23 protein-coding genes are annotated in these 20870 nt (G+C 55.2%); 8 read left to right on the top strand and 15 right to left on the bottom strand.

Annotated elements, in window-relative coordinates:
• Positions 1 to 257: 257 nt before the first annotated feature.
• Complete coding sequence (gene fklB, locus E3U32_RS15150) at positions 258 to 878, bottom strand: FKBP-type peptidyl-prolyl cis-trans isomerase (protein ID WP_208527916.1); 621 nt, start codon at positions 876 to 878, stop codon at positions 258 to 260.
• Positions 879 to 1111: 233 nt separating this feature from the next.
• Between fklB and E3U32_RS15145 the strand changes: the two genes are divergently transcribed.
• Positions 1112 to 1756, top strand: coding sequence for an OapA family protein (locus E3U32_RS15145; protein WP_134349437.1), 645 nt, complete (start codon positions 1112 to 1114; stop codon positions 1754 to 1756).
• Between the two features lie 68 nt (positions 1757 to 1824).
• Here E3U32_RS15145 and rplI read toward each other — a convergent pair whose 3' ends face one another.
• Genes rplI through rpsF form a run of 4 tightly spaced genes read right to left on the bottom strand, consistent with a single transcriptional unit; the run spans position 1825 to position 3264 of the window.
• The gene (rplI, locus tag E3U32_RS15140; RefSeq protein WP_047346138.1) at positions 1825 to 2274 is read right to left on the bottom strand and encodes a 50S ribosomal protein L9; all 450 of its coding nucleotides are present in this window, start codon (positions 2272 to 2274) and stop codon (positions 1825 to 1827) included.
• A 41-nt stretch (positions 2275 to 2315) separates the two neighbouring features.
• On the bottom strand, positions 2316 to 2543 hold the full coding sequence (rpsR, locus tag E3U32_RS15135; RefSeq protein ID WP_000135199.1) for a 30S ribosomal protein S18: 228 nt from the start codon (positions 2541 to 2543) through the stop codon (positions 2316 to 2318).
• 4 nt (positions 2544 to 2547) lie between these two features.
• Positions 2548 to 2862, bottom strand: a complete 315-nt coding sequence (gene priB, locus E3U32_RS15130; protein ID WP_008502895.1) for a primosomal replication protein N — start codon at positions 2860 to 2862, stop codon at positions 2548 to 2550.
• Positions 2863 to 2868: 6 nt separating this feature from the next.
• On the bottom strand, positions 2869 to 3264 hold the full coding sequence (gene rpsF / locus E3U32_RS15125; protein WP_014068637.1) for a 30S ribosomal protein S6: 396 nt from the start codon (positions 3262 to 3264) through the stop codon (positions 2869 to 2871).
• A gap of 340 nt (positions 3265 to 3604) precedes the next feature.
• Between rpsF and yjfY the strand changes: the two genes are divergently transcribed.
• A complete protein-coding gene (yjfY, locus tag E3U32_RS15120) occupies positions 3605 to 3880 on the top strand; it encodes a DUF1471 family protein YjfY (RefSeq protein ID WP_010427445.1) in 276 nt (91 codons plus the stop codon).
• Positions 3881 to 4021: 141 nt separating this feature from the next.
• Here yjfY and E3U32_RS15115 read toward each other — a convergent pair whose 3' ends face one another.
• From E3U32_RS15115 to ulaA, 6 genes are read right to left on the bottom strand one after another with little or no spacing between them, the layout of a single operon-like run.
• Positions 4022 to 4708 (bottom strand): L-ribulose-5-phosphate 4-epimerase, encoded by a 687-nt coding sequence (locus E3U32_RS15115; RefSeq protein WP_134349436.1) that lies wholly within the window; start codon positions 4706 to 4708, stop codon positions 4022 to 4024.
• A complete protein-coding gene (locus E3U32_RS15110; RefSeq protein WP_134349435.1) occupies positions 4701 to 5561 on the bottom strand; it encodes an L-ribulose-5-phosphate 3-epimerase in 861 nt (286 codons plus the stop codon). The genes E3U32_RS15115 and E3U32_RS15110 overlap by 8 nt, the downstream gene beginning before the upstream one ends.
• 9 nt (positions 5562 to 5570) lie before the next feature.
• Positions 5571 to 6221, bottom strand: coding sequence for a 3-keto-L-gulonate-6-phosphate decarboxylase UlaD (ulaD, locus tag E3U32_RS15105; RefSeq protein ID WP_134349434.1), 651 nt, complete (start codon positions 6219 to 6221; stop codon positions 5571 to 5573).
• A gap of 12 nt (positions 6222 to 6233) precedes the next feature.
• Positions 6234 to 6701: a PTS ascorbate transporter subunit IIA gene (gene ulaC, locus E3U32_RS15100; RefSeq protein ID WP_134349433.1), complete on the bottom strand. Its 468-nt coding sequence runs from the start codon at positions 6699 to 6701 to the stop codon at positions 6234 to 6236.
• Between the two features lie 9 nt (positions 6702 to 6710).
• Entirely contained in the window at positions 6711 to 7016 is a 306-nt protein-coding gene (gene ulaB, locus E3U32_RS15095; protein ID WP_000218355.1) for a PTS ascorbate transporter subunit IIB, read from the bottom strand.
• A 12-nt stretch (positions 7017 to 7028) separates the two neighbouring features.
• Positions 7029 to 8429 carry a PTS ascorbate transporter subunit IIC gene (ulaA, locus tag E3U32_RS15090; RefSeq protein ID WP_134349432.1) on the bottom strand — a complete coding sequence of 467 codons (1401 nt, stop codon included), beginning with the start codon at positions 8427 to 8429 and terminating at the stop codon, positions 7029 to 7031.
• A 359-nt stretch (positions 8430 to 8788) separates the two neighbouring features.
• On the opposite strand from ulaA, the gene ulaG reads away from it, so the two are divergent.
• Positions 8789 to 9853, top strand: a complete 1065-nt coding sequence (gene ulaG, locus E3U32_RS15085; protein WP_134349431.1) for an L-ascorbate 6-phosphate lactonase — start codon at positions 8789 to 8791, stop codon at positions 9851 to 9853.
• Positions 9854 to 9963: 110 nt separating this feature from the next.
• Positions 9964 to 10719 (top strand): HTH-type transcriptional regulator UlaR, encoded by a 756-nt coding sequence (gene ulaR / locus E3U32_RS15080; protein ID WP_134349430.1) that lies wholly within the window; start codon positions 9964 to 9966, stop codon positions 10717 to 10719.
• Here ulaR and yjfP read toward each other — a convergent pair.
• Positions 10716 to 11438, bottom strand: coding sequence for an esterase (gene yjfP / locus E3U32_RS15075; RefSeq protein ID WP_134349429.1), 723 nt, complete (start codon positions 11436 to 11438; stop codon positions 10716 to 10718). The two genes, ulaR and yjfP, sit on opposite strands and share 4 nt — an antisense overlap.
• Positions 11439 to 11575: 137 nt before the next feature.
• On the opposite strand from yjfP, the gene bsmA reads away from it, so the two are divergent.
• From bsmA to E3U32_RS15060, 3 genes are all read left to right on the top strand, one after another.
• Positions 11576 to 11905, top strand: a complete 330-nt coding sequence (gene bsmA / locus E3U32_RS15070; RefSeq protein ID WP_134349428.1) for a biofilm peroxide resistance protein BsmA — start codon at positions 11576 to 11578, stop codon at positions 11903 to 11905.
• Between the two features lie 136 nt (positions 11906 to 12041).
• On the top strand, positions 12042 to 12329 hold the full coding sequence (gene yjfN, locus E3U32_RS15065; RefSeq protein WP_021240708.1) for a DUF1471 family protease activator YjfN: 288 nt from the start codon (positions 12042 to 12044) through the stop codon (positions 12327 to 12329).
• Between the two features lie 172 nt (positions 12330 to 12501).
• Positions 12502 to 14433: a methyl-accepting chemotaxis protein gene (locus tag E3U32_RS15060; RefSeq protein ID WP_134349427.1), complete on the top strand. Its 1932-nt coding sequence runs from the start codon at positions 12502 to 12504 to the stop codon at positions 14431 to 14433.
• Here E3U32_RS15060 and E3U32_RS15055 read toward each other — a convergent pair.
• Positions 14430 to 16052 (bottom strand): isovaleryl-CoA dehydrogenase, encoded by a 1623-nt coding sequence (locus tag E3U32_RS15055; RefSeq protein WP_134349426.1) that lies wholly within the window; start codon positions 16050 to 16052, stop codon positions 14430 to 14432. The genes E3U32_RS15060 and E3U32_RS15055 overlap by 4 nt on opposite strands.
• Before the next feature lie 194 nt (positions 16053 to 16246).
• On the opposite strand from E3U32_RS15055, the gene E3U32_RS15050 reads away from it, so the two are divergent.
• Positions 16247 to 17521 (top strand): MFS transporter, encoded by a 1275-nt coding sequence (locus E3U32_RS15050; RefSeq protein WP_134349425.1) that lies wholly within the window; start codon positions 16247 to 16249, stop codon positions 17519 to 17521.
• Positions 17522 to 17612: 91 nt separating this feature from the next.
• On the opposite strand, the gene rlmB is transcribed toward E3U32_RS15050, so the two are convergent.
• Both rlmB and rnr read right to left on the bottom strand, forming a co-directional pair.
• Positions 17613 to 18344: a 23S rRNA (guanosine(2251)-2'-O)-methyltransferase RlmB gene (rlmB, locus tag E3U32_RS15045; protein ID WP_023334255.1), complete on the bottom strand. Its 732-nt coding sequence runs from the start codon at positions 18342 to 18344 to the stop codon at positions 17613 to 17615.
• Positions 18345 to 18412: 68 nt separating this feature from the next.
• Positions 18413 to 20854 (bottom strand): ribonuclease R, encoded by a 2442-nt coding sequence (gene rnr / locus E3U32_RS15040; protein WP_134349424.1) that lies wholly within the window; start codon positions 20852 to 20854, stop codon positions 18413 to 18415.
• Positions 20855 to 20870 lie beyond the last annotated feature (16 nt).

Genomic DNA, 20870 nt, shown 5'->3' with positions numbered 1-20870 from the left:
AATACGTCAAAAGATGACGTTCCCTTGTAAGGGCTAATCGATATTAGGTAAGAATCGGCGGGATGAATACTATGATTTAGATATTATGTTAATAATATGTTGAAAGTGAGTGTCATATCACTCATACAGCGCGAAACAGCTCACAAAAATACACGCAACTGTTTCGTTTGCAAGATAAAATGTTGATTGCATCGTAACTATAGGTTTTAACACTATTTTCCTCTCCCCAACCGGGAAGAGGAAATAAGAAAATTCGATTACAGAATTTCCAGCAGCTCGACTTCAAACACCAGGGTGCTGAATGGCGGAATGGATGCGCCAGCACCACGTTCGCCGTAAGCCAGGTTATGCGGGATAGTCAGTTCCCATTTAGAGCCCACTGGCATCAGGGTCAGCGCTTCGATCCAACCCGCGATAACGCCATTAACCGGGAATTCAGCTGGTTCGCCACGTGCCACGGAGCTGTCGAAGACGGTACCGTCAATAAGCTTACCGGTGTAATGTACGCGAACGTGGTCGGTACGCGCCGGGATTGCGCCATCACCCTGGTTGATCACGCGGAACTGCAGACCGGACTCGGTGCTGCTCACGCCTTCACGCTCACGGTTCTCTTCCAGATATTTCACGCCTTCGGCTGCCATCTCTTCAAAGCGTGCACGACGCACGGCGTCAGCGCGTTCGTGGATTTCACGCAGCGCGCGGTGTACGACGTCAACCGGAACGGCAGGCTGTTTGCCTTCCAGCGCGTCAGCGATACCCGCCACCAGCGCTTCTGGTAACAGACCTTCCAGGCCGGATTCGCTCAGTTGCTGTCCTACCTGCAAGCCGATACCGTAACTTGCCTGCGCTTCGATAGTGTCAAAAGTCGGGGTGGTCATGGGTTTTCCTTCCATCACATTTAAAGTAGCGGGCAGCATATCAGCCATGCCCTTATGGGTAAAACTTTGTCTGAAGTTAAGGTGACAAACCACGACGAAACAGAAACAATAGAGATAACCAGGATTAATCCCGAACTGATGTCACGGATGTCGGGTTTGCTACGCCGTTCAGGCAGTTAGCAAACTATACTTCGGAGCACAGGATAAAAAATACGCGGAGCAGGAGGAGTGCCATGCCCGGGCGATTTGAACTGAAACCTACCCTGGCGAAAATCTGGCAGGCGCCGGACAATTTTCGCATCATGGACCCGCTGCCTCCTCTGCATCGCAGAGGGATCATCATTGGCGCGCTAATGGTGATCGTGGGCTTCCTGCTTCCTTCCGGGGGCGATGATGTCGATACGGCACCCGTCACCCGCAATGCCCAACTGGACATTCAGTCGCAAACGCGGCCGCAGCCTGATGCACAGCCGATGCAGACGCAGCTCGTCGCCCCGTCTAACGATCCGGGTCAGGTCGCGCCGGTTGAGCCAGAGCCCATTCAGGATGAACAGCCGCAGGAGCAGGCCACTGCTGAGCCACAGCCACAGACGCAGCAGCCCACCGGCATTGAGCAACAGTGGCGTTCCTATCGCGTAGAGCCGGGCAAAACCCTGGCACAGCTGTTCCGCGACCATAGCCTGCCGCCGACCGACGTATATGCCATGGCAAAAGTGGAAGGTGCGGGTAAACCGCTCAGTAACTTGCAGAATGGTCAGATGGTGCAGATTCGCCAGAATGCCAGCGGCGTGGTGACAGGCTTAACGATTGATACAGGCAATGGTCAACAGGTGCTGTTTACCCGCCAGCCTGACGGCAGTTTTATCAGAGCGCGTTAAAGACCCGGTTCTGTAAAAAGCAAAACGCCGGCACAAGGCCGGCGTTTCAACGTGAGCAGAGTAAAAAATTACTCAGCTACAACGTTAACAACCAGTTTAGCGAACACTTCGCTGTGAACCTGGAAGTCAACTTCGTGCTCACCAGTGGTACGCAGAACGCCGTTCGGCAGACGAACTTCGCTCTTAGCCACTTTAACGCCTGCTGCAGAAACTGCATCAGCGATATCGCGGGTACCGATGGAACCGAACAGTTTACCTTCGTCGCCAGCTTTGGAAGCGATGGTAACAGTGCCCAGTGCGTTGATTGACTCAGCGCGAGCATTAGCAGCCGCCAGAACGTCAGCCAGTTTGGCTTCCAGTTCAGCGCGACGTGCTTCGAAAAACTCTACGTTTTTCTTGGTAGCTGGAACAGCTTTACCCTGTGGAACCAGGAAGTTACGAGCGTAGCCCGCTTTAACGTTTACCTGATCACCCAGGCTGCCCAGGTTTGCTACTTTATCAAGCAGAATAACTTGCATTACCTTATCCTCTTAAAGTCGTATTAATGGACCGTGCCCGATTACTGATGACGATCAGTGTACGGCAGCAGGGACAGGTAGCGAGCGCGTTTGATAGCGCGAGCCAGCTGACGCTGGTATTTTGCACGAGTACCGGTGATACGGCTTGGGACAATCTTACCGCTTTCGGTGATGTAGTTTTTCAGCGTTGCGATATCTTTATAGTCGATCTCTTGAACGCCTTCCGCGGTGAAACGGCAGAACTTGCGACGACGGAAATAACGTGCCATATGGCTAGTCTCCAGAATCTATCAAATCAATCTGCTCGGCATGCAGAACCATTTTGCTCAGGCCGTTCTTTGCCTTGTGGCAAGAGATGAACCCCTGAACGATTACTGCGCTACCGACCGTTAAACTGTGAGTAATGGCCTGGTTTTCGTGTCCGCTAATAATAACGGGCATTTGGCACCACGCCTGCCGGTGAAACCCGGCTTCCTCTTGCACAGAACGATGCTCAAGCACGAACTGGCAATGCGGAATTCCTGATGGACTGACCTTTCGAAGGGGAGCCCTGCATACGATGCCGGACAACGCCAGACGGTTGGTCATCAGAAATTACTCTTCAGAATCCCCAGCATCAGAATCATCTGCGGTTTCGTTTGCGAAATCATCGCGACGCTCACGGCGCTCGTCTTTCGCTTTAACCATCGGAGATGCTTCGGTAACTGCGTTTTTGGTACGCATAACCATGCTGCGGATAACGGCATCGTTGAAGCGGAAGGTAGTTTCCAGCTCATCGATCACTTCCTGCGGCGCTTCAACGTTCATCAGAACGTAGTGTGCTTTGTGCAGTTTGTTGATCGGGTAAGCCAGCTGACGGCGGCCCCAGTCTTCCAGACGGTGGATCGTACCTTCTGCACCAGTGATGGCAGCAGAGTAACGCTCGATCATACCCGGAACCTGTTCGCTCTGGTCAGGATGGACCATAAAAACGATTTCGTAATGACGCATCGAATTGCTCCTTACGGATTATTCAGCCTCCTGTCTGGGTCAGCCGAGGCCCGGGGAGGCAAGGAACGTGTTAAAGGTCGGCTGAAAAATTGACGCGTCATAATACTTGCGCGCCCCAGGAAACTCAAGCTGATTGCATAAATAATTCGCACAAAGCGCGAAGCGGGTCTAAGTGGGTGATTTAAAATTAATCGCATCAGGAAGCGTTGTTTTTTTGAACAACTGCATCAGAAATGGTCACGCATCCTCGCCGGATGAGTGATTACACTTTAATCAGAGATCACCTGAATTCAAGAAGGAGCATCCCCCTCTCACAGCACGCAGTCGTGGAGCGCATATCATGAAAAAAATCGCATTAGCCATTATGGCGGCGCTTTTGCTCAGTGCAAACGCGATGGCAGCCATCAAAATAGACAGCCGACAGGCCAGGAACATGGATGATGTGCAAAGCTTGGGCGTAATTTACATCAATCATAATTTCGCCACGGAAAGTGAAGCAGATCAGGCACTAAACGAAGAAACCGATGCGCAGGGCGCAACCTATTACCACGTGATGTTAACCCGTGAGCCCGGCAGCAACGGCAATATGCACGCCAGTGCAGATATTTACCGATAACGCTTTAACGCTAGCACCAGGAAAGCCAACAACGAGAACATAGCCATAGTTTACGTTGCCCCCTGCCCGGGGGCTTTTTTTTATGAATGGCTCCGGAATACCACCGGTTACAACTGTTTTTCGGTATTCCAGAGCGCTTATTCACTTCTGCCCGTAGTAGGCATTCGGGCCGTGCTTGCGCATGAAATGCTTGTTCATCAGGTAGTCATCAATGCCCTGAAGCTGTGGGTTGATGCCGCGGGCAATCCACGCCATACGTGCCACCTCCTCCATGACGACCGCATTATGGACGGCGTCGTGGGCATCTTTTCCCCAGGAGAACGGACCGTGCTGGTACACCACAATACCCGGCGTATGCAGCGGTTCGCATTCTCCCAGCGTGTCGATAATCACCTTCCCGGTATTGAGCTCGTACTCGCCTTCCACTTCAGCCTGCGTTAATGCGCGCGTGCAGGGAATGTCGCCAAAGAAGTAGTCCGCGTGGGTCGTGCCCAGCGCCGGGATGGGCAGCCCCGCCTGTGCCCAGGCCGTCGCGTGCGTGGAGTGGGTATGTACCACACCGCCAAGGGACGGATAACGCCGGTACAGCGCCAGATGCGTGGCCGTATCTGAAGAGTGTCGCCATTTTCCCTCCACGACGCGTCCTTCAAGATCCACCACCACCATATCGTCTGCTTTCATGGTGTCATAGGCCACACCGCTCGGCTTAATCACGATCAGCCCCTGCTCGCGTTCAATAGCGCTCACGTTGCCCCAGGTGAACGTGACCAGGCCATAGCGTGGCAGATCCATGTTGGCCTCAAAGACCTGCTGTTTAAGCTTAAGCATGTTCAGCCTCCAGCAACCCCGCCCGCGCCATACGTTCGCGCACCCAGTCCCGCGCCTTCGCCACTTCCGCAGCCGGGTCGTCCGACGTCTCGCTCCACATCTCAATCAGGTAAGGTCCGCAATACCCTGTCTGTTTGAGCGTCTGGAAGCACCGTTCGAAATCCACCACCCCGGTGCCGAACGGTACGTTTTTAAACACGCCAGGACGGGTATCTTTGACGTGAACCGCCACGATATGCCCGACGCCCGCCTGCAGTTCCATTTGCACGTCGTTATCCCATGCCGACAGGTTGCCGATATCGGGATAAAGCTGGAACCATGGATTATTGAGATAGTGCGCGTAGCCCAGCGCCTTGCTGATGGAGTTCATCAAGGGGTAATCCATGATTTCCATCGCCAGCGTGACCTGCGCGCGGCTTGCCATCTCAACGCTCTCTTTCAGGCCGTCACGGAAACGACGGCGCGTTTCATTGTTGGCTTCCTGATAATAAACGTCATAACCCGCCAGCTGGATCACGCGGATACCGACATCCTGGGCAAAGCGAATGGCTTTACGCATGATCTCCAGCCCCTGCGCACGCACGGCATCATCTTCGCTCCCAAGCGGAAAACGACGATGGGCGCTGAGGCACATAGAAGGCACGCGCACACCCGTTTCAGCGATAGCGCTCACCAGTGCCAGGCGCTGTTCGCGACTCCAGTCGAGGCGAGAGAGGCGTTCGTCCGTCTCATCCACTGACATTTCGACAAAATCGAAACCCAGCTGTTTTGCCAGCTGCAGCCGCTCCAGCCAGCACTCCCCCGCAGGGAGTGCCTTTTCATAGATGCCAAGCGGGACCTGTTTTGACAACATACCCGCTCCTTAGCCCCAAAGCTGAGCGATAGAGCGTTTGAACTGACGCGCCGCTTCCACCGGAGACGCCGCATCACGAATGCTACGACCGGCAATAAAGACGTGAATCGGGATGCCCCTGAACAGCGGCAGATCTTCCAGCGCCAGGCCGCCCGTGACGGTCACTTTAAAGCCCATATCCGCCAGACGTTTAATCGCGCTGATATCCGCATCGCTCCACGCCACACCCGCGGCCTGCGCATCACGGCTGCGGTGATACACCACCTGCTGAATGCCCGCGTCGCGCCACGCCTGCGCCTGTTCCCAGGTCCAGAAACCGGTCAGTTCGATCTGCACGTCGCCATTAAATTCTTTTGCCACGTCCAGCGCGCCTTTCGCAGTGTTGATATCCGCACAGCAGATGACGGTGACCCAGTCGGCGTTAGCTTCGAAGCACATGCGGGAGAGAATTTTACCTGCGTCAGCAATTTTGGCATCCGCCAGCACGATTTTGTGTGGATAAAGGGCTTTCAAATCCCGAACGGCACGCACGCCCTCGCCGACGCACAGAATGGTGCCCACTTCGATGATGTCGACTTCTTCCGCGATCAGACGGGTCGTTTCGTATGCGTGGGACAACGTTTGGTTATCCAGCGCAACCTGCAACATAGGTAATGACATGTTCTATTCCTCTTAGACTGCCGCCGCTGTGGCGTTATCAATTAAATCCAGCACTTCCTGCTCGGTGCGGCAGGCGCGTAAACGGTCGAAATTAGCTTCATCATCAAACAGATTGACGATCTGCATGATGCCCACCTCCTGGTGGGTGTTAGCATCAACGGCCGCCATGGTGATCAGGATGTCAACCGGGTCGTTATCTTCATGGTTAAAGACCAGCGGTGTTTTCAGCGTCACCAGCGCGAAGCCGGTTTTCTTCACGCCCTCTTCCGGCCGGCCATGCGGCATGGCCAGACCTGGCGCAATGACAAAGTAAGGACCGTGCTGCGCCACGCCATCAAGAATGGCCTGGTAGTAACGCGGCTCGACCACGTCAGCCTTGACCAGCAAATCCACGCTCAGCTTTACCGCTTCCTGCCAGGTGCTGGCCTCAGCCTGTAAAAGGATGGAATGATTGTCTGCCAGCGAATCTCGTAGTTTCATAGGACGTCCTTACTTCACGTCTTGAGGGAAGTGTTCTTTGATCACTTCCAGCAGCTTGGGACCGAAATCCGCAGGCGACAGCATGTTGCGTACCCCCACGACATATTTATTGCCCGTCACGGTGATTTCACCGGCGATATGGGTAGAGGCGATAATGATGTCCGCGCCGTTCAGCTCGCTTTTATATTCACCCACTGCGCAGCTGTTCACCGTGTGGTCGATGTTTGACTGGGTTAAAAACTGGTCCACTTTCATCTTCATGATCATGGAGCTACCTTGCCCATTGCCACAGACAGCCAGGATACGTACGGTCATAATCGAAACTCCTTAATGAGCAGAAACTTCTGCTGTTTGTTTTTCCGCATCTTCTTCAGCGCGCAGCGTGCGGCCCGCGAAGAACATATAAGCCAGAGCAATCAGGATGATGACGGCCATAAAGACCAGTCCGACGGAGGCGAAGCCCTGCATCATCGGTGGTGCCAGAATTGACCAGTCCGCCATGCCCATCCATGCGCTCATACCAGTGAGCTTGACCGCCCACACGCAACCGAAGATTTCAACCATGCCCATCACCAGGCAGATCTTGAGCGCCGCGCGCCAGCCACCAAAATGGTTCGCAAAGACGCCGATGGTGGCGTTGGAGAAGAACATCGGGATAAAGCCAGGAATAATCAGAATGGATGAGCCGCAGCCCACCAGGATACCCACTGCAATCAGTTGGCCGATGGTGCCCCACATAAAGCCCCAGACCACTGCATTTGGCGCGAAGCTGTAGATAGCGGCACAGTCGATGGCCAGAACCGCGCCGGGGATAAGGCGTTGGGAGATGCCGTTGAAGGCTTCCGACAGCTCGGCGACGAACATGCGCACGCCCTGAGTAATAATGAAAATCGCCACCGCGAAGGAGAAACCGGTCTGCAGGATATAAACCGTCCAGTGGGTTTTCCCCGCCATCGCCTGCACCACGTCAATACCGAAAGAGAGCAAAATGGCGCCGAAGAAAATAGTCATCACAATGGCAGTTGAAACGATGTTGTCGTGGAAGATATTCAGCCAGCCAGGCAGCTTAAGGTCTTCAACGCTTTCTTCTTTTTTACCCAGATACGGTGCGACTTTGTAGGCAATCCAGGAGGCGAACTGCTGCTGGTGGCCGATGGAGAAGCCACAACCGTCGGTCACTTCCTGGGTTGGCTTGTACATCATGTTAGACGTGATACCCCAGTAGAGCGAAACCAGAACCGCGGTGCAGATAATCGTGGTCCACATGGGGTAGCCGAAGATATAGAGAGAAACCGCGATCAGCCCCGCCTGCTGGAACATGATGTGTCCCGTCAGCATGATGGTGCGAATGCCGGTAATACGGCGCAGAAGAACGTAAATAATGTTCAGCGCCAGGGCGAGCAAAACCGCATAACCCACCCAGCTATAGGCATCACCCATGCGTTCAATGGTCGCCATCATTGAGGCGTAGGTGTCAGAGATGGCACCGTTGATGCCGTATACCTCTGACATTTTGGCGACGACCGGCTTAAAGGTGCTGGTCAGAATGCCTGACCCCGCCTGCAACAGCATGAAGCCGATGATGGTTTTGATGGTGCCTTTGATGATCACACTGACGCTTTTACGCAACAGGATATAACCCAGGCACGTCACAATCCCCAGCAACAGCGGGGCGTTGGTCATTACCTGATTAAAGAACACGGTAAAGACGTTGTAGAGGATCTCCATAACACTCTCCAAAAATGAGAACACGAGGGGCAATCCCTGTGTGGTTGGTGCCATCACTCTATTAATCACAAATAATCACCACAAGATTGGATTTGATTATTTGTGACGCATCACGCAATTTATTTCCATGGTGTTAGTAATGATTTTCACTACCGCATAATGAAAATAAATTAATCCTTATTATTCATGTAATTAATCTTTAATACACAATAGTCTAACAAGGAAAAAGCGGATGCGCCGTGAAGTCGAACAGATAAAATTCCTCATTTTAGCCATTGCAAAGCGCATCAAATGGTGCCAGCATTAATCACAACAAATCACCAAATGATTACTTTTGATTAAAACCAGGAGCCAAAACGATGAGTAAAGTAAACACCATCACCCGTGAGTCATGGATTCTGAGCACTTTCCCGGAATGGGGTAGCTGGCTGAATGAAGAGATCGAGCAGGAAAATGTAGCTCCTGGTACCTTTGCCATGTGGTGGCTGGGCTGCACCGGCATCTGGCTGAAATCAGAGGGTGGCGCCAATATCTGCGTCGATTTCTGGTGCGGCACGGGCAAACAGAGCCACGGCAACCCGCTGATGAAAAAAGGCCATCAGATGCAGCGCATGGCGGGCGTAGAAAAACTGCAGCCGAACCTGCGAACGACGCCTTTTGTGCTTGATCCGTTTGCCATTCGTCAGATCGATGCCGTTCTCTCCACTCACGATCACAACGATCATATCGACGTGAACGTGGCGGCAGCGGTCATGCAAAACTGCGCTGCGGATGTGCCGTTTATCGGGCCACAGACCTGCGTGGATCTCTGGATTGGCTGGGGTGTGCCGAAAGAACGCTGCATCGTGATGAAGCCTGGCGACGTGGTGAAAATCAAAGATATTGAAATCCATGCGCTGGATGCCTTTGACCGTACGGCATTGATTACTCTGCCTGCCGATCAGAAAGCTGCGGGCGTATTGCCGGACGGTATGGACGAGCGCGCGGTGAACTACCTGTTTAAAACTCCTGGCGGTTCCCTGTACCACAGCGGTGACTCTCACTACTCCAACTACTACGCGAAGCATGGGAACGAGCACCAGATCGACGTGGCGCTGGGCTCCTACGGCGAGAACCCGCGCGGCATTACTGACAAAATGACCAGCGCCGATATGCTGCGCATGGCGGAAGCATTGAATACTAAAGTGGTGATCCCGTTCCACCATGATATCTGGTCAAACTTCCAGGCCGACCCGCAGGAAATCCGCGTGCTGTGGGAGATGAAAAAAGATCGCCTGAAGTACGGCTTCAAGCCGTTTATCTGGCAGGTCGGCGGCAAGTTCACCTGGCCACTGGATAAAGACAATTTCGAATATCACTACCCACGTGGCTTCGATGATTGCTTCACCATTGAGCCCGATCTGCCGTTCAAGTCCTTCCTCTGATTGTGCAGCCACATCGCCAGACGTGATGTCTGGCGATGCCATATTTCTTTTAGTAATTTCACGCTATTTCAAATATCATCTTTTCAAATCAATTCTTATCGGAATAGCTCATGACGGAAGCGCAACGGCATCAAATTCTCCTGGAACTCCTGGCGCAAACAGGGTTTATCACCGTCGAGAAAGTGATCGAACGTTTAGGGATCTCCCCGGCAACGGCGCGGCGGGATATCAATAAGCTGGATGAAAGCGGCAAACTGAAAAAAGTTCGTAATGGGGCGGAAGCGATCAGCCAACAGCGCCCCCGCTGGACACCGATGAATATTCATCAGGCGCAAAATCATGATGAAAAAGTGCGGATCGCCAGAGCCGCGTCGCAGTTGGTGAATCCCGGTGAGAGTGTCGTCATCAACTGCGGCTCCACCGCATTTCTGCTGGGCCGCGAAATGTGCGGCAAGCCGGTGCAAATCATTACCAACTATCTACCGCTCGCTAACTATCTTATCGATCAGGAACATGAGAGCGTCGTGATCATGGGCGGCCAGTACAACAAAAGTCAGTCCATTACGCTCAGCCCGCAGGACAGTGAAAACAGTCTCTATGCCGGGCACTGGATGTTTACCAGCGGCAAAGGCCTTACCGCAGATGGCCTCTATAAAACCGATATGCTCACCGCGATGGCGGAACAAAACATGCTCAACGTCGTGGGCAAGCTCGTTGTGCTGGTCGACAGCAGCAAAGTGGGCGAGCGCGCAGGGATGTTATTCAGCCGTGCCGAACAGATCGACATGGTGATCACCGGCAAAGGGGCCAACCCTGAAATCCTCAAGAAGCTGGAAGATCAGGGCGTGAAAGTCCTTCGCGTTTAGAGATGCTGGCGGAAAAACGCCACCGTGGCGTCCAGCGCCGTTGGAGTGATACGGTGGCGAACGCCCTTTTCCCAAAGGCAGGTCAGGTTTCCATCCAGCCCCTCATGCTGCAGAGCCTGCTGAAGACGGAAGGTTCCGTCGGGCGGAACCACATCATCTGCATCACCGTGCCACAGTAGTAGCGGGCGATCGGCCAGGCGCGGTAATGCCCGGGTCACTTCCCACTCTGCCAGCATCGCCGTTATTTCCGTTAAATCCTGAGGGGGAAAAAGCGTCTTCGCCAGCGAAGTAAAGTAGCCCGAGCCCATCAAACAGGCGACAGACTTCACTTCAGGATGATGCGTCATAATCCCCAGCGCCGTCATACCGCCCATCGACGCCCCGGCAACTGCCAGCTGATTATCGGCCACCAGCCCGGCCTCATAAAGCGCATCGCGCAGCCCGGCAAACTCGGTCAGACTACCGTGCAGAATGTGCCAGAACTGCCCAAGCCGCGCCTGTTCATTGCCTTTAAAGCGTGCGCCGTGGTCGGGTGCATCCGGCATCACCACCCGGAAACCCGCCTGCGCCAGCGCCACCGCAAAATAACTGTAAACCAGCTTCGATGACGTAAACCCATGATAAAAAACGATAACAGGCAGCGGTTTATCACGTTTTTCCGCGGGCATCGCGTGTAAAATTTCATGGTCGCCGAGATGGCGTATTTCAATTTCAATCATTGTCGACCCTGTGCGAATGTATGATTCATAATGTTGAGAACTGGGTTACGCTTTCACGCCATTTTCATTCGAAATATACGTCCCAGATAACACTTCGGGAACATTCCCCCAAAACTAAATTCACAGACAACTACACTATGGCTATCAGGAAACGAGATATGGTTATGCGCAGGTTTGCTGCTTTATTGCTGGTGTTTCTGCTCAATGGCTGTAGCGCGCTGCAGGGAACGCCGCAACCCGCTCCACCGGTCGCCGATCATCCACAGGAGATTCGTCGTAATCAGACGGAAGGATTACAACGAATGGGCACCGTCTCCGCGCTGGTTCGCGGTTCTCCGGATGACGCAGAAGCGGCAATAAAAGCACAGGCCGTCGCCGCCAAAGCAGATTATTACGTCATCATCATGATCGACGAAACCATCATAACGGGACAATGGTACTCGCAGGCTATTTTGTACCGTAAGTAATGGTTTGCCTTTGAACGAGATTTACACTGCTTTGCGTCCATAGACATTTTCCTGTCCACAATAAACTCCATGCCCGCGTCAATGGAAGGGAGTTTATTTGCGAAGGATTGCCCGGCGGATACCGGAGATATGTGAAATGGAGCTGACGATGAAACGAACTCTTGCTTTGACCTCTCTGTTGCTCTCTGCAGGCCTTGTGAGCACCACCGCGCAGTCTGCAGAATTCGCCAGTGCTGACTGTGTGACTGGCCTGAATGAAATTGGCCAGATCTCCGTGAATAATATCTCGGGGAGCCCGCAGGACGTTGAACGTGTCGTGGCATTAAAGGCCGATGAGCAGGGTGCTTCATGGTATCGCATCATCCAGATGCAGGAAGATAACCATATCGACCACTGGCGGGTACAGGCCATTCTCTACGTGTAATATCCCTTCCGATAAAAGCCACTTATTTTTAGTGGCTTTTCGTTTTTGCAAATTTTTTATCTTATATAAAACCAATCAAGAACAATAAAATAACACTTTGTTACATTAATGAAGTAAACGTAATCCCCGCTCTGCCGTTGAAGAACCATACCTTTTCAATGATGAGCAATTTATGATCAACGTTTTTCGCCGTGCAGGCCTGGGTGCGAAGCTATCGCTGCTGACGGGCGTCAGTGTCGCCACACTGTTTCTGCTTTTCACTTTTCTGCTCAGTCAAAAAGCCAGCCAGCAGCTTGAAGCCCTTGCGGTAGAAGATCTGCATAATCAGTCCACCGGTATGGTCGACATGGTGCAGATGTTTAACACCAGTCTGAGTGAAGAGGTTGAGAGTTATACCCGGCTGTTTACCACCTTTTTACCACAGCCGCTGAACGTTGATAATTCCCAACCCCAGACGATTAACGGGCTCAGCGTTCCACTTCTTAAAGGTGGAGAAACCGGACTGCATGAAAACAACACCCTGTCGGACGAGTTCCTGAACCGCACGGGAGCCATTTCGACGCTGTTTGTCCGCAGCGGTAATGACTTTGTGCGCGTGGCCACGTCTCTTCGCAAAGAGAATGGCGAGCGGGCCATGGGTACCATTCTGGATACCTCCAGCCCGGCCTTTGCCGCCGTAAACAAAGGTGACGTCTACCGTGGCCTGGCGCGGCTGTTTGGCAAACGCTACATTACCCAGTACCAGCCCGTTAAAAACGCCGAAGGACAGGTCATTGCGATCGTCTTTGTCGGGGTGGACATTACTCACTCCTGGAACGTAATGCGTGAGAAAATCCTCAACCGCCGCCTGGGCGAGAGCGGTCACTTCTTTGTGCTGGATCGCAGTAGCGGCAAAACGCGCGGACAATACCTGTTCCATGCCAGTGAAGAGGGACAACTGCCGAAGTGGGACGGTGCGACGCAGCAGCAGCTTCTGGGTGATAAACCCGGCACGCTGGAGCGCGTAAGCGACGACGGTCGCACGCTGAAAATGGCCTATACCCCGCTGCCAGGCTGGAACTGGACTATCGTGGGCGAAGTGGATAAATCGGTGCTGCTCTCAAACGTCACCGCTATGCGCGACCGCTTCCTGCTGGCTGGCGTGGTCTTATCCATCCTCTTTGCTGGTCTGTTCGTGGTGCTTATTCGCCGCATGCTGACCCGACCGCTGCGCAATGTGATCCACCTTGCCCGGCAATACGCCGCAGGCGATCTCCGTTCCAGCCTGCCCGTGACGCGCCAGGACGAGGTCGGCCAGCTGATCGATGCCATCAACGGCATCGGCGGCGGCCTGCAAAAAATTGTGCTGCAGGTTCGCGAGGCCGCAGGCGAGATCCATTTGGGCACCAACGCGCTGGCCGCCGATACAGGCGAAATTTCCGAGCAGATCAACAAGCAGGCCAGCAGCGTGGAAGAGACTTCCGCCAGCATGGAGCAGCTGGCCGCGACCGTACAGCAAAATGCCGCCAACATGGAGCAAACGCAGCAGCTGGTGGGTGAAACCTCGCTCGCAGTTCATCAGGGCGGTGAGACGGTCACCCATGCGGTGTCGACCATGGACGACATTCGCGAAGCGTCAAAACGCATTGAAGACATCACCCGCGTGATCGAGTCCATCGCTTTCCAGACCAATATCCTGGCGCTGAATGCGGCAGTGGAAGCGGCCCGCGCAGGCGAGCACGGAAAAGGGTTTGCGGTCGTCGCGCAGGAAGTTCGTGCCCTGGCGGGACGCAGCGCTAACGCGGTGAAGGAGATTGAACAGCTGATCGGCGATACGCTCAGGAAAGTGAGTGAGGGCCATGCGCTGTCTGAACAGACACGCCAGGCGATGGATGACATCATCATTCATATCGATGACATCAGCCAGCTGGTCACTGAGATTAACCATGCGTCACGCGAGCAATCCGCAGGGATCGGCCAGGTGAATCTCGCCATGACCCATATTGGCGAGGCGTCGCATATCAATGCCGATCGCATCTCACGCAGCGAGCAAACCGCCCACACGCTGCGCGAGAAGGGTTCACACCTGACCCAACTGGTCAGCTTGTTCCAGCTTAAAAACTAGCCAACTCTGCCCGTGGCTCGCAACAGCAGGTCACTTTGTACCTGCTCGCTCATCAGCGTACCGCCACGGGTATCCAGCATCATGCGGCACCACGCCTGCGCCACCGGGGGTGACGCGTGTCGCAGCATTTGGCTCCCGGCCCCCAGCAAGAACAGCTGCTGGGCTATTTCCCGCCCCTGAGCCTCCTGCGGCTTGCGCAGTTTTTGCTGAAGCTGCCGCCAGCAGCGGTCAAAATGTCTGTCCTGCCCTTTTACCTGTGCAAACTCATCGGCAAGCAGGTCGTGAATACCTGGCTGCTTCGCCAGCACGCGCAGCACGTCCAGGCACATGATATTGCCGGACCCTTCCCAAATGCTGTTCACCGGCATCTCGCGGTACAGGCGGGGAAGTTCACTCTCCTCGCAGTACCCGATTCCTCCCAGCACCTCCATCGCTTCGGCCACAAACGGAATGCCAGCTTTGCACACGCTAAATTTCGCGGCCGGTGTAAACAACCGCGCCCAGGCAGCTTCTTGTGGATCCGCGCGTTTATCCCACGCCCGGGCCAGACGGAACAGCAGCGCCGTTTGTCCTTCCAGCACCAGCGCCATACGGCTCAGCACATCGCGCATTAACGGCTGATCGACCAGGTTTTTCCCGAACGTCTGACGCTGATGCGCATGGTACAGCGCCACCGAAAGCGCCCGGCGCATCAGTCCGTGGCTGCCCAGCGCACAGTCGAAGCGCGTCAGCCCCCCCATTTTCAGTATCTGCCGAACCCCTTCGCCCTCTTCCCCCAGCAGCCAGCCGGAGGCATCAAGGAACTCCGCCTCGCTGCTGGCGTTGGAGCGGTTGCCGAGCTTCTCTTTCAGACGCTCCAGCCTTACGGCGTTACGTTGTCCATCAGGTAAAAATCTCGGGACAAAAAAGCAGGACAACCCGCCCTTCGCCTGGGCCAGCACCAGATGGGCATCGCTTTGCGGGACGGAGAAAAACCATTTGTGCCCCACCAGCCGGTAGCTGCCGTCGCTGCATTTCTCAGCCCTGGTGGTGTTGCTGAGCACGTCCGATCCGCCCTGCTTCTCCGTCATCCCCATGCCGATCAGCAGGCCGCGCTTTTGCGCGCCGGGGGCAAGATGAGGATCGTAGCGATCGCTGAGCAGCGGCGTCAGCCAGTCGTGAAATATTTTGGGGAGCGCCTGCTGTAGCAGCGGTGTCGCAGCAAACGTCATGGTGACGGGACAAAGCGTGCCCGCCTCTACCTGAGCATGCAGGACAAAACGCGCGGCCCGGGCGACAAATGCGCCTTTTCGCGCCTCCTCTTCCCATGCCAGGTTATGTACGCGGTTGGCACACAGTCCCTGCATCAGCAAGTGCCATGCCGGGTGAAAGCGAACGTCATCCAGCCGCTCCCCGGTGGCGTCATAGCGTAGTAGCTCCGGCGGATTAACATTTGCCAGCCGGCCCAGTTCCAGCGACTCAGCGGTACCCAACTGCTGTCCGATGCTGGCGAGCAGCTCACTATCCCACTCGGCACCTTCACGCGAAACCGCGTCACGCAAGGCGCAATCCGAGAGAAAAAGATTGCTGTTAGAGAGCGGTGCGGGTTGATTGAAAACGGTATGCGTTTGCCAGTGCATGCTGTCTCCCTCCTTCAGTGGCAATGACGATAAGTATGGACAGACCGCGCACACACTGCATGGGAGGGGGGTCACACGTTCGCGATCCCGCTGATATCATTCGTGAAATAGCTCACAGAATATAAGAATAAACTATTTCATCCCTTCTGCTTTGTTGAATAATTTATTCTCTCCCCCTTTCAGTGAGGAAAGTTATGCAACCGGATGCGCACAAGCGAGCATTAATTGCAGGCTCCATTGGTAACTTTATCGAGTGGTATGAGTTTGCGGTATACGGTTTTCTGGCGACCGTCATTGCGAAAAATTTCTTCCAGCTTGAAGGGGAAGCGGGCCTCACCAGCCTGATCCTCACCTACGCCTCATTTGCCATCGCTTTCTTCTTCCGTCCGCTGGGTGCGGTGGTGTTTGGCCGCATCGGCGACCGGATTGGCCGAAAACCGACGCTGATTATTGTGCTGGTGCTGATGACGCTCGCCACTGCCGCCATCGGTCTTGTGCCGGTTTACGCCAGCATCGGTATCGCTGCACCGCTGATTATCACCCTGCTGCGCATCCTGCAGGGGTTGTTCGCGGGTGGTGAGTACGGCGGTGCGGTCTCGCTGATGACGGAGTTTGCCCCACGCGGCAAGCGCGGGCTCTATGGTGCGTGGCAGTCCTTCACCGTGGCACTGGGCCTGTTGGCGGGCGCAGGCATCGTAGCGCTGCTCTCCGCCCTCCTCACGCCTGAGGCATTGCATGACTGGGGCTGGCGCATTCCGTTCTTCCTGGCGCTGCCTATGGGCGTTGTTGCGCTGTGGCTGCGTGTCAGTATGGAAGAGACGCCAAGCTTTGTGCAGCAGCAGGAAAAACCGGTTGCCGCTCAGGCGGATACCGTCGCTACGGTCAAAGCCATCGTAATGGGGATTGGCCGGGTGATGGTCTGGTCCGCGGCGGGGTATACCTATCTGGTCATTATGCCGACCTATCTGCAGTCAGCGCTGCACACCGGGTTTAACCAGGCGCTGCTGATTGCGGTGATTTCGAATATCGGTTTTGCGCTGACGATTATCCCGTCGGGGATCCTGAGCGACAGGATTGGCCGCCGCACGGTGATGATTATCGCCACCGCGCTGCTCCTGCTCCTCGCCCTGCCGCTGCTGAAAATACTGCAGGCGGAGTCCAGCACCCTGGCGGTGAAGGCTGTTGTGGTGTTGATTGCAGGCGGCCTGGTGGGGATGCTGGCAGGTCCCGGGCCGGCGATGCTCTCGGAGATGTTCCCAACGCGCGTACGCTATACCGGGCTAGGGCTGGCCTACTCCCTGTCGAACGCGATTTTCTCAGGGTGCGCGGGGCTGATTATCACCGGCCTGATTAAAGAAACGGGGAACCTGGATATTCCGGCGTATTACGTGATGGCGACGGCGGTAGTGAGTATTGTTGCGCTGTTAACGCTGAGGAAGAATGACCATTTGCGGTCACTGGAGGAGTGAGGTAAATGCCCGGTGGCGCTGCGCTTACCGGGCCTACGGTACCGTGTCTTTGTCGGCCGGGTAAGGCGAAGCCGCCACCCGGCATAACAGGCTACCCGCGCTGACGCACCGCTTCAAACAGGCAGATGCCCGTCGCGACAGAAACGTTCAGGGACGACACGCTGCCCGCCATCGGGATGCTGATCAGCTCGTCGCAGTGCTCGCGCGTCAGGCGACGCATACCTTCACCTTCCGCCCCCATCACCAGCGCCAGACGGCCGGTCATTTTGCTCTGATACAGGGTATGGTCCGCTTCACCGGCGGTACCGACGATCCAGATGTTCTCTTCCTGCAGCAGACGCATGGTGCGCGCCAGGTTGGTCACGCGGATCAGCGGAACGTTTTCCGCCGCGCCGCAGGCCACTTTCTTCGCCGTCGCGTTCAGCTGTGCAGAACGATCTTTCGGCACGATCACCGCGTGCACGCCCGCCGCATCCGCGCTGCGCAGACACGCGCCGAGGTTGTGCGGATCGGTTACGCCATCGAGGATCAGGAAGAACGGATTATCCAGTTCAGCAATCAGATCCGGCAGATCGTTTTCCTGATACTGACGGCCCGGCTTCACGCGGGCGATAATCCCCTGGTGAACCGCGCCTTCACTTTTCTCATCCAGGAACTGGCGGTTTGCCAGCTGGATCACCACGCCCTGCGCTTCCAGCGCGTGGATCAGCGGCATCAGACGCTTGTCTTCACGCCCTTTCAGAATAAACACTTCCTGAAAACGCTCCGGTGCGCGCTCCAGCAGGGCCTGCACCGCGTGGATGCCGTAAATCATTTCACTCATTGATGGTTCTCATTATGACTGTTCTTTTCCCTCTCCCCATTGGGGAGAGGGTCAGGGTGAGGGGAGGATTACTCCGCCTGCTTTTTCTTGGCCGCGCGCTTCGCTTTGGTGGCGGCAGCTATTTTCTGTGTCTTAGCGGAAGGCTTTTTCGCTGAGCGAGCCTCTTTCTTTTCCGCCTTCGGCTTCTGCTTTTTCTCGCCACGGAACGCGCTGTCCGGCTCGAAGTTTACCTTCTTACCGGCCTGACGGCGCTTGCCGTTCGCTTTGCCATTTCCGCCTTTTTTCGCCCTTTCACGCTCGGTTTTACCGACGTTACGCGGCGCGCGCTCGCTGGAGATCAGGCTGAAATCGATTTTGCGGTCATCCATATTGACGGCCTCGACCTTCACTTCCACACGATCGCCCAGACGATAGGTCTGACCGCCGGATTCACCAATCAGGCGCTGACCAACCTGGTCGAAACGATAATAGTCGTTATCCAGGCTGGAGACGTGCACCAGACCGTCGATAAACAGCTCATCCAGACGAACGAAGAAGCCAAAGCCGGTCACGCTGGCAATCACGCCTTTGAAGATGTTACCGACCTGGTCCAGCATAAAGTCACACTTCAGCCAGTCCGCCACGTCACGAGTGGCTTCATCAGCACGACGTTCGGCCATGGAGCAGTGCTGACCGAGCTGCAGCATCTCTTCCATCGAATAGTGGTAGCCACCGGTTTCGGTGGTGTTCCCTTTATGGCCCTGCTCCTGCGCAAGCAGATACTTGATCGCGCGGTGCAGAGACAGGTCAGGATAACGACGGATCGGCGATGTGAAGTGGGCATAAGACTGCAGCGCCAGGCCGAAGTGGCCGCGGTTTTCCGGATCGTAAATCGCCTGCTTCATAGAGCGCAGCAGCATCGTCTGCAGCATTTCGGCATCCGGACGGTCGCCAATGGACTCCAGCAGCTCAGCGTAATCGCGCGGCTCGGGTTTGTTACCGCCCGGCAGCTCCAGGCCAAGCTCAGCCAGTACAGAGCGGAACGCAGTGATGGCTTCCGTTGACGGCTTATCGTGAATACGGAACAGCGCCGGTTCTTTGGCTTTCTCGACGAAGCGTGCCGCCGAGATGTTCGCCAGGATCATACACTCTTCGATCAGCTTGTGCGCATCGTTACGCTGGGTCTGTTCGATACGCTCAATGCGGCGTTCAGCATTGAAGATAAACTTCGCCTCTTCGCTTTCAAACGAGATCCCGCCGCGCTCTTCGCGTGCCTGATCCAGCGTTTTGTAGAGGTTATGCAGCTCTTCAATATGTTTGACCAGCGGCGCATATTGCTCGCGCAGATCCTGGTCGCCCTGCAGCATATGCCAGACCTTGGTATAGGTCAGACGCGCATGTGAGCTCATTACCGCTTCGTAGAACTTGTAGCCTGTTAAGCGCCCTTTGGTGGAGATGGTCATCTCACAAACCATACAGAGGCGGTCAACCTGCGGGTTCAGGGAGCACAGGCCGTTAGACAGCACTTCCGGCAGCATTGGTACAACCTGCGACGGGAAGTAGACTGAGGTGCCACGGCTACGCGCTTCATTATCCAGTGGGGTATGCGGACGAACATAGTAACTTACGTCTGCAATCGCCACCCACAGACGCCAGCCGCCACCGCGTTTTTTCTCGCAGTAGACGGCATCATCGAAGTCGCGGGCGTCTTCACCATCGATAGTGACCAGCGGCAGGGAGCGCAGATCCACGCGGCCCACTTTGGATTCTTCCGGGACTTCTTCACGCAGGCTTTCGATCTGGTCTTCAACCGCTTTCGGCCAGATGTACGGAATTTCATGGGTACGCAGCGCCATATCAACGGCCATCGTGGTACCCATATTGTCGCCCAGCACTTCGACGATTTTACCCACTGCTTTTGTACGACGAGTTGGACGCTGGGTGAGTTCAACCACCACCACAAATCCCATGCGTGCGCCCATCACCTCTTCAGGTGGGATCAGGATGTCGAAGCTCAGACGGCTGTCGTCCGGTACCACGAAGCCCACGCCCGCGTCGGTAAAGTAGCGACCGACAATCTGGCTGGTTTTTGGCACCAGAACGCGCACGACGCGCGCTTCGCGGCGACCTTTACGGTCGGCGCCCAGCGGCTGCGCCAGGATCTGGTCACCGTGGATGCACATTTTCATCTGTTCAGATGAGAGGTACAGATCGTCTTTACGCCCCTCAACGCGCAGGAAGCCGAAGCCATCGCGGTGACCAATGACGGTCCCTTTCAGCAGATCGAGGCGTTCTGGCAGTGCGTAGCACTGGCGGCGGGTAAAGACCAGCTGCCCGTCGCGCTCCATCGCGCGCAGGCGGCGGCGAAGGGCTTCAATTTGCTCTTCACCTTCAATGTTTAATTCAACGGCAAGTTCTTCACGATTGGCGGGTTTTTCGCGTTTTGTTAAGTGTTCAATGATGAACTCACGGCTGGGAATAGGATTCGCGTATTTTTCGGCTTCGCGTTCCTGGAAAGGATCGTGTGACATGTCGGTTCCTCCGTTG

The organism is Lelliottia nimipressuralis, from assembly GCF_004402045.1.
Taxonomy (GTDB): domain Bacteria; phylum Pseudomonadota; class Gammaproteobacteria; order Enterobacterales; family Enterobacteriaceae; genus Enterobacter; species Enterobacter chinensis.
This window is presented reverse-complemented; position numbering and strand designations above follow the sequence as displayed.